This window comes from Nonomuraea sp. NPDC050733, assembly GCF_040654215.1.
Lineage (GTDB): Bacteria > Actinomycetota > Actinomycetes > Streptosporangiales > Streptosporangiaceae > Nonomuraea.
In genome coordinates, this window is record NZ_JBFAHO010000001.1 from 684942 (window position 1) to 699532 (window position 14591).

The following is a 14591-nucleotide window of genomic DNA, read 5'->3' on the forward strand; positions in this document are numbered from 1 at the left end:
ATGGGCTGCTTGTTCGCCGTGTTCGCGGGGGTTTTCCCGCGACTGGCCGTGTTCATCATCTGGGTGGCGCGGCCGGCACTGGTGGGGGCGGCCTTCACCACCTGGATCTGGCCCCTGATCGGCCTGATCTTCCTGCCGTTCGCGACATTGATGTACATACTCCTGTACATCCCGGGTGCCGGGATCAGGGGCGGGGAATGGGCCTGGATCGCCCTGGCGGCGGTGCTCGACGTGCTCCACTGGGTCGGCATGGGGTTCCGGAACCGCCAGGTTTCCGCCTACCCCCCTTACCGGGGGGACTGAGCAGCCGATGTGCAGATGGATGACGTACTGCGGAGATCCCGTTCTCGCCAGGGCCCTGCTGTTCCAGCCGGTTCACTCGCTCATCGAGCAGAGCCTGCGCTCCCGGCTCGGGCACACGACCACCAACGGTGACGGTTACGGCATCGGGTGGTACGGCGAAGGGCCGGCGCCCGCCGTGTTCAAGAGCATCCTGCCCGCGTGGAACGACGAGAACCTGCGGGAGATCGCCGGGCAGATCCGCACTCCCCTGCTGTTCGCGCACGTCCGCGCCTCGACCGGCAGCGCCGTGCAGCGCAGCAACTGCCATCCGTTCGCGTACGGACGCTGGCTGTGGATGCACAATGGGCACGTGGCGGGGTTCACGGAGCTCAAGCGCGATCTGTCGCTGGCGGTGGACCCGGCGCTGTACCCCGCGATCGAGGGCTCGACCGACTCCGAGCTGCTGTTCTTCCTGGCCCTCACGTTCGGCCTGGCCGACGACCCGCCGGGCGCGGTCGCCCGCGCCGTCGGCCTGGTGGAGGAGCTCGCCCTTCGCCACGGCATCCTCCATCCGGTCCAGATGACCGTGGCCACGAGCGACGGCGAGTCCGTCTGGATCTTCCGTTACTCCAGCGAGGGACACACCCGGACGCTGTTCTACTCCACCGACATCTCCCAGCTCCGGGAGCTCCACCCGGAGCTGGAGAGCCTGCGGCGACTGGGGGTCCGGGCGCGCTTCGTCGTCTCGGAGCCGCTGGCCGACCTCACGGGCGCGTGGAACGAGCTGCCCGAGAGCTCCTGGGCGCTGATCCACGACGGGGGGTACGCGATCAGCCCCTTCGACCCGGTGGTCAGCCTGTAGAACCGGTGGTCAGCCTGTAGGAACCCGGTCGTCAGCCCGGAGAACCCGGTCGCCGGCCGTTGGCAGGGTCGAGCTGCTCGTCGAGGGCGATGGCCGCGGCGATCAGCGCCAGATGGGTGAAGGCCTGCGGGAAGTTGCCGAGCTGCTCGCCGGACGGGCCGATCTCCTCGGCGAACAGGCCGACGTGGTTGGCGTAGGTGAGCATCTTGTCGAAGGCGTAGCGCGCCTGCCGCACCCGCCCGGCGCGGGCGAGGGCCTCGACGTACAGGAAGCTGCACAGGTTGAAGGTGCCCTCGGAGCCGCGCAGCCCGTCCGGAGAGGCGGCGGGGTCGTAGCGGTAGACGAGGCTGTCGCTGACCAGCTCCTGGTCCATGGCGTCGAGGGTGCTCAGCCAGGCCGGGTCGCGCGGCGAGACGAAGCCGACCCGGGGCATGAGCAGCAGCGAGGCGTCCAGGACGTCGGTGGTGTAGTGCTGGACGAACGCCTGACGTCGCGCGTTCCAGCCCCGGTCGATGATCTGGTTGAAGACGGCGTCACGGGTGGTCGTCCAGCGCACGACGTCGGCGGGACGGGAGTAGGTGGCGGCCATGCGGATGCCGCGGTCGAAGGCGACCCAGGTCATCAGGCGGCTGTAGGTGAAGTCCTGACGTCCGCCCCGGGTCTCCCAGATGCCCTCGTCCGGCCGGTCCCAGGTGTCGGCCAGCCAGTCCAGGACGCCGACGAGGGCCCGCCAGCCGTGGATGCCCCCGATGTCCTGCGCCTGGGCGAGGGCGTCGGCGGCCTCGCCGTAGATGTCGAGCTGGATCTGGTCGGCGGCCGCGTTGCCGGCCCGGACCGGGGCCGACTTCTGGTATCCCTCCAGGTGGTCGAGGGCCTCCTCGGTCAGGTAGGGGTCCCCGTCGATCCGGTACATGATCTGCAGCGGCTCGCCCGAGGCGGTGCCGCCGGCGTCGAGGCGCTCGCGCAGCCATCCCCGGAACGCCTGGGCCTCGTCGGTGAAGCCCAGGTCGATCAGCGCCCGGACGGACAGGGAGGCGTCGCGGATCCAGGTGTAGCGGTAGTCCCAGTTGCGCTCGCCGCCGATCTGCTCCGGCAGGCCCATGGTGGCGGCGGCGATCGGCGCGCCGGTCGGCGCGTACGTGAGCAGCTTGAGGGTGATCGCCGACCGGTTGACCATCTCCTGCCAGCGACCGTGGTAGCGGGAGGCGCGCAGCCATCGGAGCCAGAAGTCGTGGCAGTCCTCGATGCTGTCGCGCACCTCGCCGGCGGTCAGCGGGCCCATGGTGTGGTTGCCGCTGTCGGCGCTGGTGAGGGCGACGGCGGCGGTCTGGCCGGCCTGGAGGGTGAAGTCGGCGACGATGTCGTCGCCGTCCCGGCGCAGGGCGATGGGCTCGGTGGCCTGCAGGTGCAGGTCCGTGCCGGGGCCGCGGAAGAGGGCCGAGCCGTCGTCGAGGAGGGACAGGGTGTGCGGCGCCCGTCCGTAGTCGAAGCGGGGGCGGCAGACGAGTGTGAAGGGCAGGCTGCCGCGGACCACCCGGGCGACCCGCAGCAGGCGGTGCCGGTCGGTGGGCGTGGCGGAGGTGTTCGGCTCCATGAAGTCGGCGACCTCGCCGACACCGCTGGGAGCCATGTAGCGCGTGACGAGGATGGCGGTGTCCGGCAGGTAGAGCTGCCGGACGGTCTCTCCGGCGATGCGGTCCAGGTCGGCCGCGAACCGGCAATGGCCGCCGCGCTCGCTGTCGAGGATGGAGGCGAACAGGCTCGGCGAGTCGAAGCGGGGGGTGCACCACCAGTCGACGCTTCCGGTTCCGGAGATGAGCGCGGCGGTCTGCAGGTCCCCGACCATGCCGTGGTCCGCGATCGGCGGATAGTCGTTCATGGATGCCTCCGTCCGCACGCACTGTCTCTCTTGAGAGGCATACCCCCACTAGAAACGGACAGAACACCACATATCGCCGCTTCTGCGAGTACCGACGGCGCTCGCCGACCGGCTTCTGTCGCAGGGGAGGCCGGGCTTCTTTCGCGGGGGAGGACCGTGGAACGAGAGCAGGACGGCCACCCCGCGTGGCACGAGGTCGACACGGCGACGGTGATCCGGGAGTTCGACGTCCGCTTCGACCGCGGGCTCAGCCCCGAGGCCGCCCGCGAGCGGCTGCGCAGCCACGGCCCCAACAAGCTGGAGAGCAGGAAGAAGGAGTCCGCCATCCAGGCGTGGCTCCGCCAGTACCGGGACTTCATGCAGATCGTGCTGCTGGCTGCCGCGGTGATCAGCCTGGTCGTCACGCGCGACGCCGGGACGTTCGCCGTGCTGGCGGGCCTCACCGTCTTCAACGCGGTGATCGGGCTGCGCCAGGAGGCGAAGGCGGAGGAGAGCGTCAAGGCGCTCTCCCGGATGATGAGGACGGTCGCCCGGGTCCGCAGGGACGGCCAGGCCGTCGAGATCGACGCCGAGGAGCTCGTACCGGGTGACGTGGTGCTGGTCGAGGCCGGCGACCGGGTTCCGGCGGACGGCCGGATCTGCGTCGCCGCCTCGCTGGAGATCGAGGAGGCCGCCCTCACGGGCGAGAGCCTGCCGGTCGCCAAGAGCACCGATCCGGTGCCGGGCAGGGACATGCCGCTCGGGGATCGCACCTGCGTCGGCTACATGAACACCTCCGTCACCCGGGGGCGGGGCGAGATGGTCGTCACCACGACCGGGATGGGCACCGAGATCGGCCACATCGCGGGTCTGCTCGCCGACACGGAGGCCGAGAAGACGCCGCTGCAGAAGCAGCTGGACTCCCTGTCGAAGATCATCGCGACGATCGCGGGCATCGCCCTCGCCCTGGTGGTCGTGCTCGGACTGCTCCAGGGCAAGCCGTTCGACGTCCTGTTCGTCACGGGCGTGGCGCTCGCGGTCGCAGCCATCCCGACGGGTCTCCCCGCGGTCGTGACCGCGCTGCTGTCGATCGGCACCCAGGAGATCGCCCGCCGGAACGCGATCATGAAGCGCCTGCCGGCGGTGGAGACGCTCGGCTCCACCTCGGTGGTCTGCTCGGACAAGACGGGCACGCTGACGCTCAACAAGATGACGGCCCGCGAGCTGGTGATCCCCGGCCTCAACCGGTTCACCGTGTCGGGCGAGGGCTACGGCACGGCCGGCGAGATCAAGCATGTCGGCGGCGCGCACATCGACCTCGATCCGTACCTGCTGCCGATGATCCTGTGCGCCGACGCCGTGCTGGACGGAGACAGCCTGATCGGCGACCCGACGGAGGGCGCGCTGATCGTGCTGGCCGCCAAGGGCGGCCTCGACGTCGAGAGCACGCGCGGCACCTATCCGCGCGTCGGGGAGGTGCCGTTCGACGCCGACTACAAGTTCATGGCGACGTTCCACGAGATGGCCGGCGCGAACGGGGAGCCGGTCGTCCGTTGCTACGTCAAGGGGGCTCCCGACGTGCTGATCGCCCGCGGCACGTCCTACCGCTCCCCCGACGGCACCCTCGTCACGGTGACGGACGAGAACCGCCCGCTGGCGCTGGAGGCCAACGACCGGATGGCACGGGCGGGCGAGCGCGTCATGGTGGTGGCCCAGCGCGACTTCGCCCCGGGCTCGTTCGACCCCGGCGCGGACCTCATCGACCTGGTACGGGACCTGACGCTGCTGGCGATGGTGGGTATCGTCGATCCGCCGCGGCCGGAGGCGAGGGCCGCGATCGCCGAGTGCGCGCAGGCCGGCATCCGGGTACGGATGATCACCGGCGACCATGTGACGACCGCGGGCGCGATCGCCGCCGAGCTCCGCATCCCCGGCCGGGCGATCACCGGGGCGGAGTTCGCGTCGCTGGGCGACGAGGAGCTGCGCGGGCAGCTGGACGACATCGGCGTCATCGCGCGGGTCTCGCCGGAGGACAAGCTGCGCCTGGTCCGGCTGCTCAAGCAGAGCGGCAACGTGGTGGCCATGACGGGTGACGGGGTGAACGACGCCCCCGCCCTGAAGGCGGCGGACATCGGCGTGGCGATGGGCATCACCGGCACCGAGGTGTCGAAGGAAGCCGCCGTGATGATCCTCACGGACGACAACTTCGCGACGATCGTCGGCGCCGTGGAGTACGGGCGTTCGCTCTACGACAACCTGCTGAAGTATCTCCGCTTCCAGATGTCGACCCTGGTCGCCTACGTCGCGATCTTCATCGGGGCCGCCGCCCTGGGCGTCGCCGGGGGCATCCCGCTCACCCCGCTGCAGATCCTGTGGGTGAACATGCTCGTGGACATCCCGGTCGCCGTCGCCCTGGGCTTCGACGAGCCGACGCGCGGGCTGATGAGCCGCCCGCCCCGGCCGGTCGGCGCGCCCGTCCTGTCCCGGGCGAACTGGGTCAGGCTGTGCTTCCAGGGGTTCGTCATGACGGCCGGGTCGCTGGCCGCGTACCAGATCGGCGCCCGCCAGGGCGGCGCCGCCGTGGCGGGCACCATGCTGCTGACCACGCTGTCGCTCTTCCACGTCGCCGCCGGGCTGCTGGCCCGCGACCAGACGAACACGATCTTCTCCAGGGCCGCCATCCCGGGCCCGACCCAGCTGCGCCGGTACGCCCTCGCGCTGATCCTGATCATCGCGGTCACCGGGATCGGGCTGCTGCAGCGGATCTTCGGGACGACCGAGCTGAGCGACGGCCAGTGGGCGGTGTGCGCCGGGCTCGCGGCGAGCCTCGTCGTGGTCGAGGAGCTGGTCAAGCTCGTCCTCCGGCACCGCCGGCCCAGGAGCCGGGTCACGGCGCGCGTCCCGCGGGCCGTGTCGCTGACCCCCGGGAGCCAGCGGTGAACGCGACCTCCGGCTCCGCCGCCTCCGCCGCCTCGTCGCGGAGCATGCTGGCGCCCCTCGCGCTCGCCCAGTTCATCTGCAGCTTCGCGGGCTCGAACATGAACGTGATGATCAACGACATCAGCGAGGACCTGGACACGACCGTGAAGGGCGTGCAGATCACCATCACGCTGTTCCTGCTCATCATGGCCATCTTCATGATCCCCGGCAGCAAGCTGACCGACCGCTGGGGACGCAAGCGGTGCTTCTTCGCCGGGCTCACGCTGTACGGCGCCGGGGCGCTGCTCAGCATGGTCGCGCCCGGCCTCGGTCTGCTGATCCTCGGCAACTCGGTGCTCGAAGGGGTGGGCACGGCGCTGCTGATCCCGCCGGTCTACATCTTCGCGACGCTGGCCTACAGCGACACCGTGTCGCGTGCGCGGGCCTTCGGCGTGATCAGCGGGATGGGTGGCGTCGGCGCGGCGGCGGGTCCGCTGATCGGGGGGTTCATCACCACGGCGATCAGCTGGCGGGCCGCGTTCTTCTTCCAGGTCTGCGTCATCGCGGTGATCATGGTGCTCGGCCGCCGGATCGTCGACCCGGTGAAGCCGGATCCGGCGCGTTCCTTCGACACCGTGGGGGCGGTCCTGTCGGCGGCCGGCATGTTCTTCGTCGTGTTCGGGATCCTGCAGGCCGACACCAACGTGGTGCTCATGACGGTGTCGCTGGTGGTCGGGGTCGTCTTCCTGCTCTGGTTCTTCGCGCACGTCCGCTCCCTGGAGCGCGCGGGCAGGGAGCCGCTGCTGTCGACCTCGCTGTTCCGGGACCGGACCTCCAACATCGGCCTGGTCACGCAGAACGTCCAGTGGGTGCTCCTCATGGGGACGTCGTTCGTCGTCGCGGTCTTCCTGCAGACCGTCCGCGGCTACAACGCGATCGAGACGGGGGTCATCTTCACCCCGGCGACCGTGGGCGTCCTGATCTCGTCGCTGGCCGCGGAGCGCTTCGCGGCCAGACGTTCGCAGAAGACGCTGATCGTGACGGGTTTCGTCGTGGCGGTGGCCGGGATCGTGGTCCTGCTCGCCCTGGTGCGGGTCTCGTCGAGCGTCATCGCGTTCGGGCCGGGGCTCCTGCTGATCGGCCTGGGCCTGGGCGGGATGCTGGCCCCGTCGGTCAACATCGTGCAGTCCAGCGTCCCGGAGAGCATGCAGGGCGAGATCTCCGGGCTGTCGCGCAGCGTCTCCAACCTCGGCTCGTCGTTCGGCACCGCCGTCGCCGGCACCATCCTCGTCTCCGGGCTGGCCTCGGGAAACCGGGCCTACGCCCTGGCGATGGCCACGCTCGGTGTCTTCGCCCTGATCGGCCTCGTCGCCGCCTCGCGCCTGCCCAGGTCCAAGCAGCCCTCCGGGCCGGCGCAGCTGCCCGGTTAGCCTGGTCGGGTCAGGCCAGGGTGATGATCGTGACCCCGATGACGAGGTCCACGACGCCGCACCACTCGGCGTAGCCGCGCGGGACGACGCGGCGGGTGACGAAGTGGGCCGCGTCCCAGGCGGCGTGGACCAGCCAGCCGGCGCCGATCAGGAAGCGGGCCGTGTCCGGGTCCGCCGCGAGCGCCGCCACCGTGAGGGCGGCGTACCCGGCGAGGCCGGCGAGCTGGAGCGCGACGACGCCCGGGCCGCGCAGCGTGCGGCGCAGCAGCCCGATCGCCAGGTACGTGCCCGGCAGGACCAGCAGGACCGGCGCGGGCGTGACCGTCGGGTCCAGCCAGCAGCCGACCGTCATGACCAGGCCGAGCAGCGTCGGCCAGCGCCGCGCCAGCGCCCCCCGCGAGCTTGTCACGTGGTGGTGCGCGGCGCCGTACTCGTCGCGGCGCCGCAGCATGACCAGCAGCATGGCCGGGAGCATGAGCACGTGGCCGCCCATCATGAGCGCGTCCCCGGACAGCAGCCCCATCCAGTACGGCACCAGCAGGACGGCGAACGGGACGTACATCGCCGCGCCCATCTCCGCGATCGCGGCCCAGCCGTGGCCGCGGTAGCGCATCCACAGGGACATGCCGATGGTCATGTCCGTGGCCATCACCAGGACGCCGATGTCGGGGCGGGCGAGAAGCGCGGGGCCGCCGGGCAGCGCGTTCCAGACCGGGTCGAGGAGCACCATCCCGGCCAGCATCGCGACCACCATCTCGGCGAAGTGGCCCAGGAACCGCCACCGGCTCGCGGGAGCGTGGGCCCCCGCGCCGCCCCGGGGGGAAACGTGAGTCGTCATGCCCACACTGTGGGACCGTTCCGGTCCGCCCCGGAGCCCGTGGGCACGGGTTGTCCGGAAACTTGGGGAAGCGGGCTGTCTGGCCTACATTCCTGGCATGGACGTCCGGCGGGTCGTGGTCGTGGGATACGAGGCTGCGGAGCTCCTCGACATCGCGTGCGTCACCACGCCGCTGATCATGGCGAACATGGCGGCCCCGCCGCCGTACCAGGTGGAGCTGGTCACGCCCGGGGGACGGCCGGTCACGTGCGGCACGGGGCTGACGATCCACGCCCAGGGGACGCTCGAACGCGTCACCGGCCCCCTCGACACCCTGCTCGTCGCCGGCGGCATCGGTCACGAGGGGGCGGCGGCCGACCGGGGCCTCGTGGCGCACGTGCGCCGCCTGGCCCGCGAGAGCCGCCGCGTCGCGTCGGTGTGCACGGGCGCGGGCGTCCTGGCCGCCACGGGCGTGCTGGACGGGCGGCGCGCCACCACCCACTGGCAGTGGGCGCGGACGTTCGCCGTGCGCTACCCGGCCGTCTCCTTCGACCCGGATCCGATCTTCGTCAGGGACGGACGGGTGGCCACCGCCGCCGGCGTGACGAGCGCGCTCGACCTCACCCTGGCGTTCATCGAGGAGGACCACGGCGGCGAGGTGGCCAGGGCGGTGGCCCGCGAGCTCGTCACGTACCTCCAGCGGCCGGGCAACCAGGCGCAGATGAGCATGTTCACGGCCGCGCCGCCCCCCGGGGACGGCGTCGTGCGGCGGGTGGTGGAGCACATCACGAGCGATCCGGGCGGCGACCTGGCGACGGCGGCGCTGGCGCGGCGGGCGGGGGTGAGCGAGCGGCACCTGTCGCGGCTGTTCCTGCGGCAGCTCGGCGTCACGCCGGGCCGGTTCGTCCGGCGGGCCCGCACGGAGGCCGCGGCCCAGCTCCTCACCACCACCCGGCTGCCGATGGCGGCCGTCGCGGCGCGCTGCGGGTTCGGCAACGCGGAGACGCTCCGGCAGGCGTTCCTGGACCACTACGGCGTGCCGCCCTCCCACTACCGCTCGACCCAGTCCGCGCGCTCCTCCTGAGAGCGGCGATTCTCCGCACGGGCCACGGCAGATCTCTCCTTTATTCGGCCCGCCGATTTGTCATCTTCGCAAAAATCCGCCGCGCTTCCCCATTTCGCCGCCCCGGCCATACTCCAGGGGACGCGACCGCATAAATCATGGTCGCGTCCCGTGATGAAGACGATGGGGCCGGGATGCGGCGGACATCGCCGGCGCTTCCCCACGGCCGGCCGGGATCGCTCCCACGGCCCCGTGAAGGAGTCGCCCGCCCGTTCACCTGGTGCCACGCGGGGCGCCCGGGGCGAAGAGGGCAGAGACCGCCCCCTATCCCTCACCCAAAGAGGGCCCATCGAACGTGAAACTTCCACGCGTCTTTCGTGAGATCTTCATGTGCCGATATGCCGGATACACACTTTTGTGGAGGATATGTCCTCGTCATGGTGAGAATGGTGAAGTCCCACCCGACGGGTCGAGGGGAGAGAGACCCGCCAGATCGTGACCGAATTTCCGAGAGCACGTTAAGGGGGACGTTCTCCCAATGGAAGTCAAGCTGTTAGGACCGCTCGTCGCGTACCAGAACGGGATGTCGATCACCCCCATCCCGCGCAAGCCCCGGCAGGTCTTCTCACTGCTGGCACTGCACGCCGGCACCGTGGTCACGGTGTCGTCCTTCGTCGAGGAGCTGTGGGGCATGCACCCGCCCACGAGCGCGCTGTCCACCCTGCAGACCTACATCCTCCAGGTCCGCCGGGGGATCGCCGCGGCGCTCGGCGCCAACCGCACCGACGCGGCGAAGACCGTCCTGCGGACCTGCTACGGCGGATACCTGCTCGACATCGACCCGGGCGACGTGGACGTCCACCGGTACGAACACCTCTCCGGCGCCGGCAAGCAGGCCTTCGAGGCCGGCCGGTGGGAGGCGGCCTCCGAGTTCTTCCGCGAGGCCCTGGGCATGTGGCGCGGCGAGGCCCTCGTCGACGTGCACGCGGGGCTGCGGATCGGCGTCGAGGTCGCGCGGCTGGAGGAGAGCCGGCTCGGCGTGCTGGAGGCGCGCATCGAGACCGACCTCAGGCTGAACCGGCACGTCGGGCTGCTGGCCGAGCTGTCCGCGCTGACCGCCCGCTATCCGATGCACGAGAACTTCTGGGCCCAGTTCATGATCGCGTTGCACCGGTCCGGCCGTAAGAGCCAGGCCCTGGAGAACTTCATCAAGCTGCGCACCACGCTGGTGAGCGAGCTGGGAGTGGAGCCGTCGGCCCGCCTCCAGCACCTCCAGCAGGCCATCTTGCGTTCGGACCCGAAGCTCGACCTGGTCAGGATCGCCGGATAAGGAGAGCTCCCATGTCAACCTATGTGTGGAACTATCTGCAGGAGTATCACGAGGAGCGCGCCGACATCCTGGACGCCGTGGAGACCGTTTTCGAGTCCGGCCAGCTCGTGCTGGGCAAGAGCGTGGCGTCGTTCGAGCGGGAGTTCGCCGCCTACCACGGCCTGCCTCATTGCGTCGGTGTCGACAACGGCACCAACGCCATCGTGCTCGGTCTGCAGGCGCTCGGGATCGGCCCCGGTGACGAGGTGGTCACCGTGTCCAACACGGCGGCGCCCACGGTGGTGGCGATCGACGCGGTGGGCGCCACACCGGTGTTCGTGGACGTCAGGGCCGAGGACTACCTCATGGACACCCGGCAGCTCGAAGCGGCGATCACCCCGCGCACCCGCTGCCTGCTGCCCGTCCACCTGTACGGCCAGTGCGTCGAGATGCGCCCCGTGCTGGAGCTGGCCGAGCGGCACGGGCTGCGGGTGCTGGAGGACTGCGCGCAGGCCCACGGCGCCCGCCACCACGGCGCGCTCGCCGGCACCATGGGCCACGCGGCGGCCTTCTCCTTCTACCCGACCAAGGTGCTGGGCGCGTACGGCGACGGAGGCGCCACCGTGACGCGGGACCCGGAGGTGGACGCGAACCTGCGCCGGCTGCGCTACTACGGCATGGAGCAGCAGTACCACGTCGTCAGGACGCCCGGCCACAACAGCAGGCTCGATGAGGTGCAGGCCGAGATCCTGCGCAGGAAGCTCCGGCGGCTGGACGCCTACATCGCCGGGCGGCGCGAGGTCGCCCGGCGCTACGAGGAGGGACTGGGCGGCATCCCCGAGCTGGTGCTCCCCTCGCTCGCCGAGGGCAACGACCACGTCCACTACGTCTACGTCGTCCGGCACCCGGAGCGGGACCGGATCATCGAGGCGCTCGACGCCTACGACATCCACCTGAACGTCAGCTACCGGTGGCCGGTGCACACCATGACCGGCTTCGCCCACCTCGGCTACGGCGAGGGGTCGCTGCCGGTGACGGAGCGCCTGGCCGGCGAGATCTTCTCGCTGCCCATGTACCCGTCGCTGCCCGCCGAGACGCAGGACAAGGTGATCTCCGCCCTGCGCTCGGTGCTGGACGTGTGAGCCACGGGGTGACCCGTGACCCGTGACCCGTGACCCGGACCGGGCCCGGCGGGGGCGGCTCAGGCCGCTTCCGCCGAGGCCCGCCACATGGCCCGGATCGACTCGCGCGGCGCGATGCGCGGCCGCCACCCCAGGCGCTCGCGGGCGCGGCGGATGTCGAGCCGGGTCCAGTCCCCGCCCTTGCTGCGCACCTCCTGGTCGAGGTGCTTGATCCGGTCGTGGGGGAAGGCCGCGGCCTCGATCAGCCACTCGACCAGGGACCCGATCGGCAGGGCCTCCCCCCGGCCGATGTTGATCACCTGGCCGCCCACCGGCGCCCTGGCCGCCCGCTCGACCGCGTCGGCGACGTCGCGCACGTCGACGAAGTCCCGCCGCGCGTCGGCGACGCTCAGCTCCAGCGCCTCGCCGGTCTCCAGGGCCCGGTGGATGCGCGCCAGCAGGGCGGCGAGGAAGCTCTCCTGCGGAGGGTACGGCCCGGACATGTTGGCCGCCCGCAGGACCACCGCGTCGATCCCGTGCTCCCGCGCCGCCGACAGGACCGCCCGGGAGGTGGCCAGCTTGGCCCGCGCGTACGGGGTGACGGGCGCGGGGTCGACGTCCTCGGTGAGCAGCGTGCCGTACGGCACCGGACCGTACTCGTGCACCGATCCCACGTGCACCAGCCGCGGGCGGCCGGAGGCCGACGCGAGCCCCTCCAGCAGCCGGTCCACCAGCCTGATGTGCGAGTACGTCATCTCCTCGGTGGTGTCGCCCCACCCGCCGGCCGCGTTGACGACGGCACGGGCGCGCGCGACCAGCTCGGCGAGGCGCCGCGGCTCCGACGCGGTGACGTCCAGGGGCGCGAACGGGTACGGCTCCAGGTGCGGGGCCCACCGGCGGGCCACCGCGAGCACCTCCCAGCCCCGGGCGGCGAACGTCTCGCACACCTGCCTGCCGACGCTGCCCGAGCCGCCGAGGACCACCACCCGGCCGGGCACCCCCTCCCCGTTCACCGACCGGACCACAGCGCCCGCTCCACCGCCTGTGAGGCCGCGTAGTCCGGCAGCAGCCCCGCCTTCCTCGCCTCCTCCAGCGTCGGCGCCGCCCTGTCCCTGGGCGAGACGACCGGCTCCCCCAGCTCCTCGGGGATGGGCAGGCCGAGCGCCGGGTCCAGGGCCGACAGCGCCAGCTCGTGCTCGGGCGTGTACGCCTGGGAGAGCATGTACGACATCACTGTGTCGTCCTCCAGGGCGACGAACGCGTGGCCCACGCCCACCGGGAAGTACATGCAGCGGAAGTCCCGGGGGTCGAGCAGCACCGCCTCCCACCGGCCGTAGGTCGGCGAGCCGGTCCTGACGTCCACGATGATGTCCAGCGAGCGCCCCTGCGGGCAGTAGACGTACTTGGCGGTGCCCGGCGGGGTGACGGTGTAGTGGACGCCGCGCACGACGCCGCGCCGCGAGCGGCTGTGGTTGGTCTGGTGGACGGGGAAGAGGGGGTGGCCGACCGCCGCCTCGAAGGCGGCCTGCTGGAACGGCGAGACGAACAGCCCCCGCTCGTCGGGGAAGATCTCCGGGACGAACTCGTAGGCGCCGGCGACGGCCAGCTCGCGGGCCTTCACCGCAGCGCCTGGCCGCTCAGGTAGTCGACCGCGTCGGCGTGGTTGTAGGGGTGCATGAAACCTCCTGCCCGGACGTCCCGGTACAGCCGCGACAGCGGGTGCGAGCCCGTGTAGGCGGCTCCGCCGACCACGGTCATGCAGTCGTCCACGACGGCCACGGCGTGCTGGTTCACCAGGAGCTTGGCGTACTGGAACGGGGTCATCATGGCACGCCCGCGCGCGCCGGGGTCGCCGCTGTGGTCCTCGGCCAGCCGGTCGGCCTCGCCCAGCGCGTCCGTGACGGCGCAGCGCAGCGCGTACAGGCGGGCGTCGACCTCGGCGAGCAGCGTCCGCACGCCCGCCTGGGCCTGGCCGCGCCGGCGCACGGCGGCCACCGCCAGGTCGCGGGCGGCCTCGGCGAGGCCCACGTAGATGCCGAGCATGGTGATCGAGGACACCGTCTGGCCGGCCAGGGCGGCGTCGCTGGGCTCGTCGAGCAGCCCGCGCGGCAGCACGTCCTCCTCCGGTACGGGGCAGTCGCGGAAGACGATGTCCACACTGCCGGACGAGCGCATCCCCATGCCGTCCCAGTTGTCCTCGACGGTCATGCCGGGGCTGTGCCGCGGGACCACGGGGGCCGCCAGCCGTACCGGCTGCCCCTTCTCGTGGAGCTGGGCGGAGATCACGAAGTGGGTGGCGATCTGGGCCATGCTGACCAGTGTCTTGCGGCCGGTCAGCCGGTACGTGCCGTCGTCCGCCCTGGTGAGGGTCGTCACCTGCTTGGTGTCCTTGACCGCGCCGCAGACCACGGCCTCGCCCGCGGCCATCTGGCGCAGCATGTCGCCGGCCAGCCGCCGGGCGTTCGGGGCGCCGTGCCTCCACTCGTAGGTCATCGTCAGGCCCCGGCTGAGCTGCATGTGCAGGGCGAGGGCCACGCCCGCGTCGGCCTGGGCCAGCTCGCGCAGCGCCACGGCGACGTCGTGCATCCGCGTGACCCCGACGCCGCCGTGCTCGGCGGGTACGGTGGCGCCCATGATGCCGTCCTTGCGCATCCGGGCGAAGACGTGCGCGGGCAGGGTGGCCGCGCGGTCGTTCGCCGCCGCCTCCGCCTCCAGGACGGGCAGGTAGGGGCGCAGGAGTTCGAGCAGGCGCCGCCCCTCGGCGGACACCGGTGTTCGCAGATCAGCTGACATGGTCGCTCCGTGGCTCGTCGGGTGGACCGTTCTCGTCGGGTGGACTGGTGAGGCCAGCGTGCTGATCGTCACCTCAACGTCACTGGAGAAGCGCTTCGGCCCGTTTGGTCCACCCGCGCTCCAACCGCCCTCCAGGG

The 14591-nt window shown here is 71.5% G+C and carries 12 protein-coding genes; 7 read left to right on the forward strand and 5 right to left on the reverse strand.

The window, feature by feature from the left end; translation table 11 throughout:
* Both AB0H64_RS03195 and AB0H64_RS03200 read left to right on the forward strand, forming a co-directional pair.
* Complete coding sequence (locus AB0H64_RS03195) at window positions 1-303, forward strand: hypothetical protein (RefSeq protein ID WP_357619502.1); 303 nt, start codon at window positions 1-3, stop codon at window positions 301-303.
* A gap of 19 nt (window positions 304-322) precedes the next feature.
* Window positions 323-1144, forward strand: a complete 822-nt coding sequence (locus AB0H64_RS03200) for a class II glutamine amidotransferase (RefSeq protein ID WP_357619504.1) — start codon at window positions 323-325, stop codon at window positions 1142-1144.
* A gap of 31 nt (window positions 1145-1175) precedes the next feature.
* Here AB0H64_RS03200 and AB0H64_RS03205 read toward each other — a convergent pair whose 3' ends face one another.
* The gene (locus tag AB0H64_RS03205) at window positions 1176-3023 is read right to left on the reverse strand and encodes a glycoside hydrolase family 15 protein (RefSeq protein ID WP_357619506.1); all 1848 of its coding nucleotides are present in this window, start codon (window positions 3021-3023) and stop codon (window positions 1176-1178) included.
* 156 nt (window positions 3024-3179) lie between these two features.
* On the opposite strand from AB0H64_RS03205, the gene AB0H64_RS03210 reads away from it, so the two are divergent.
* Both AB0H64_RS03210 and AB0H64_RS03215 read left to right on the forward strand, forming a co-directional pair.
* Window positions 3180-5942 carry a cation-transporting P-type ATPase gene (locus tag AB0H64_RS03210; RefSeq protein WP_357619508.1) on the forward strand — a complete coding sequence of 921 codons (2763 nt, stop codon included), beginning with the start codon at window positions 3180-3182 and terminating at the stop codon, window positions 5940-5942.
* Window positions 5939-7351, forward strand: a complete 1413-nt coding sequence (locus tag AB0H64_RS03215) for an MFS transporter (RefSeq protein ID WP_357619510.1) — start codon at window positions 5939-5941, stop codon at window positions 7349-7351. Before AB0H64_RS03210 ends, AB0H64_RS03215 begins: the two co-directional genes overlap by 4 nt.
* A 10-nt stretch (window positions 7352-7361) precedes the next feature.
* Here the strand turns inward: AB0H64_RS03215 and AB0H64_RS03220 are convergent, their stop codons facing one another.
* Entirely contained in the window at window positions 7362-8189 is an 828-nt protein-coding gene (locus AB0H64_RS03220) for a hypothetical protein (protein WP_357619512.1), read from the reverse strand.
* Window positions 8190-8286: 97 nt separating this feature from the next.
* On the opposite strand from AB0H64_RS03220, the gene AB0H64_RS03225 reads away from it, so the two are divergent.
* The 3 genes from AB0H64_RS03225 to AB0H64_RS03235 all read left to right on the forward strand — a co-directional run bounded on the left by AB0H64_RS03225 (window position 8287) and on the right by AB0H64_RS03235 (window position 11682).
* Window positions 8287-9252, forward strand: a complete 966-nt coding sequence (locus tag AB0H64_RS03225) for a helix-turn-helix domain-containing protein (protein WP_357619514.1) — start codon at window positions 8287-8289, stop codon at window positions 9250-9252.
* 517 nt (window positions 9253-9769) lie between these two features.
* A complete protein-coding gene (locus tag AB0H64_RS03230; protein ID WP_310711855.1) occupies window positions 9770-10561 on the forward strand; it encodes an AfsR/SARP family transcriptional regulator in 792 nt (263 codons plus the stop codon).
* A gap of 11 nt (window positions 10562-10572) precedes the next feature.
* On the forward strand, window positions 10573-11682 hold the full coding sequence (locus tag AB0H64_RS03235; protein ID WP_357619516.1) for a DegT/DnrJ/EryC1/StrS family aminotransferase: 1110 nt from the start codon (window positions 10573-10575) through the stop codon (window positions 11680-11682).
* Between the two features lie 59 nt (window positions 11683-11741).
* Here the strand turns inward: AB0H64_RS03235 and AB0H64_RS03240 are convergent, their stop codons facing one another.
* From AB0H64_RS03240 to AB0H64_RS03250, 3 genes are read right to left on the reverse strand one after another with little or no spacing between them, the layout of a single operon-like run.
* Window positions 11742-12674: an NAD-dependent epimerase/dehydratase gene (locus tag AB0H64_RS03240; protein ID WP_357619518.1), complete on the reverse strand. Its 933-nt coding sequence runs from the start codon at window positions 12672-12674 to the stop codon at window positions 11742-11744.
* Window positions 12671-13282, reverse strand: coding sequence for a dTDP-4-dehydrorhamnose 3,5-epimerase family protein (locus tag AB0H64_RS03245; protein WP_357619520.1), 612 nt, complete (start codon window positions 13280-13282; stop codon window positions 12671-12673). The genes AB0H64_RS03240 and AB0H64_RS03245 overlap by 4 nt, the downstream gene beginning before the upstream one ends.
* The gene (locus tag AB0H64_RS03250) at window positions 13279-14454 is read right to left on the reverse strand and encodes an acyl-CoA dehydrogenase family protein (protein ID WP_357619522.1); all 1176 of its coding nucleotides are present in this window, start codon (window positions 14452-14454) and stop codon (window positions 13279-13281) included. The genes AB0H64_RS03245 and AB0H64_RS03250 overlap by 4 nt, the downstream gene beginning before the upstream one ends.
* Between the last annotated feature and the right edge of the window lie 137 nt (window positions 14455-14591).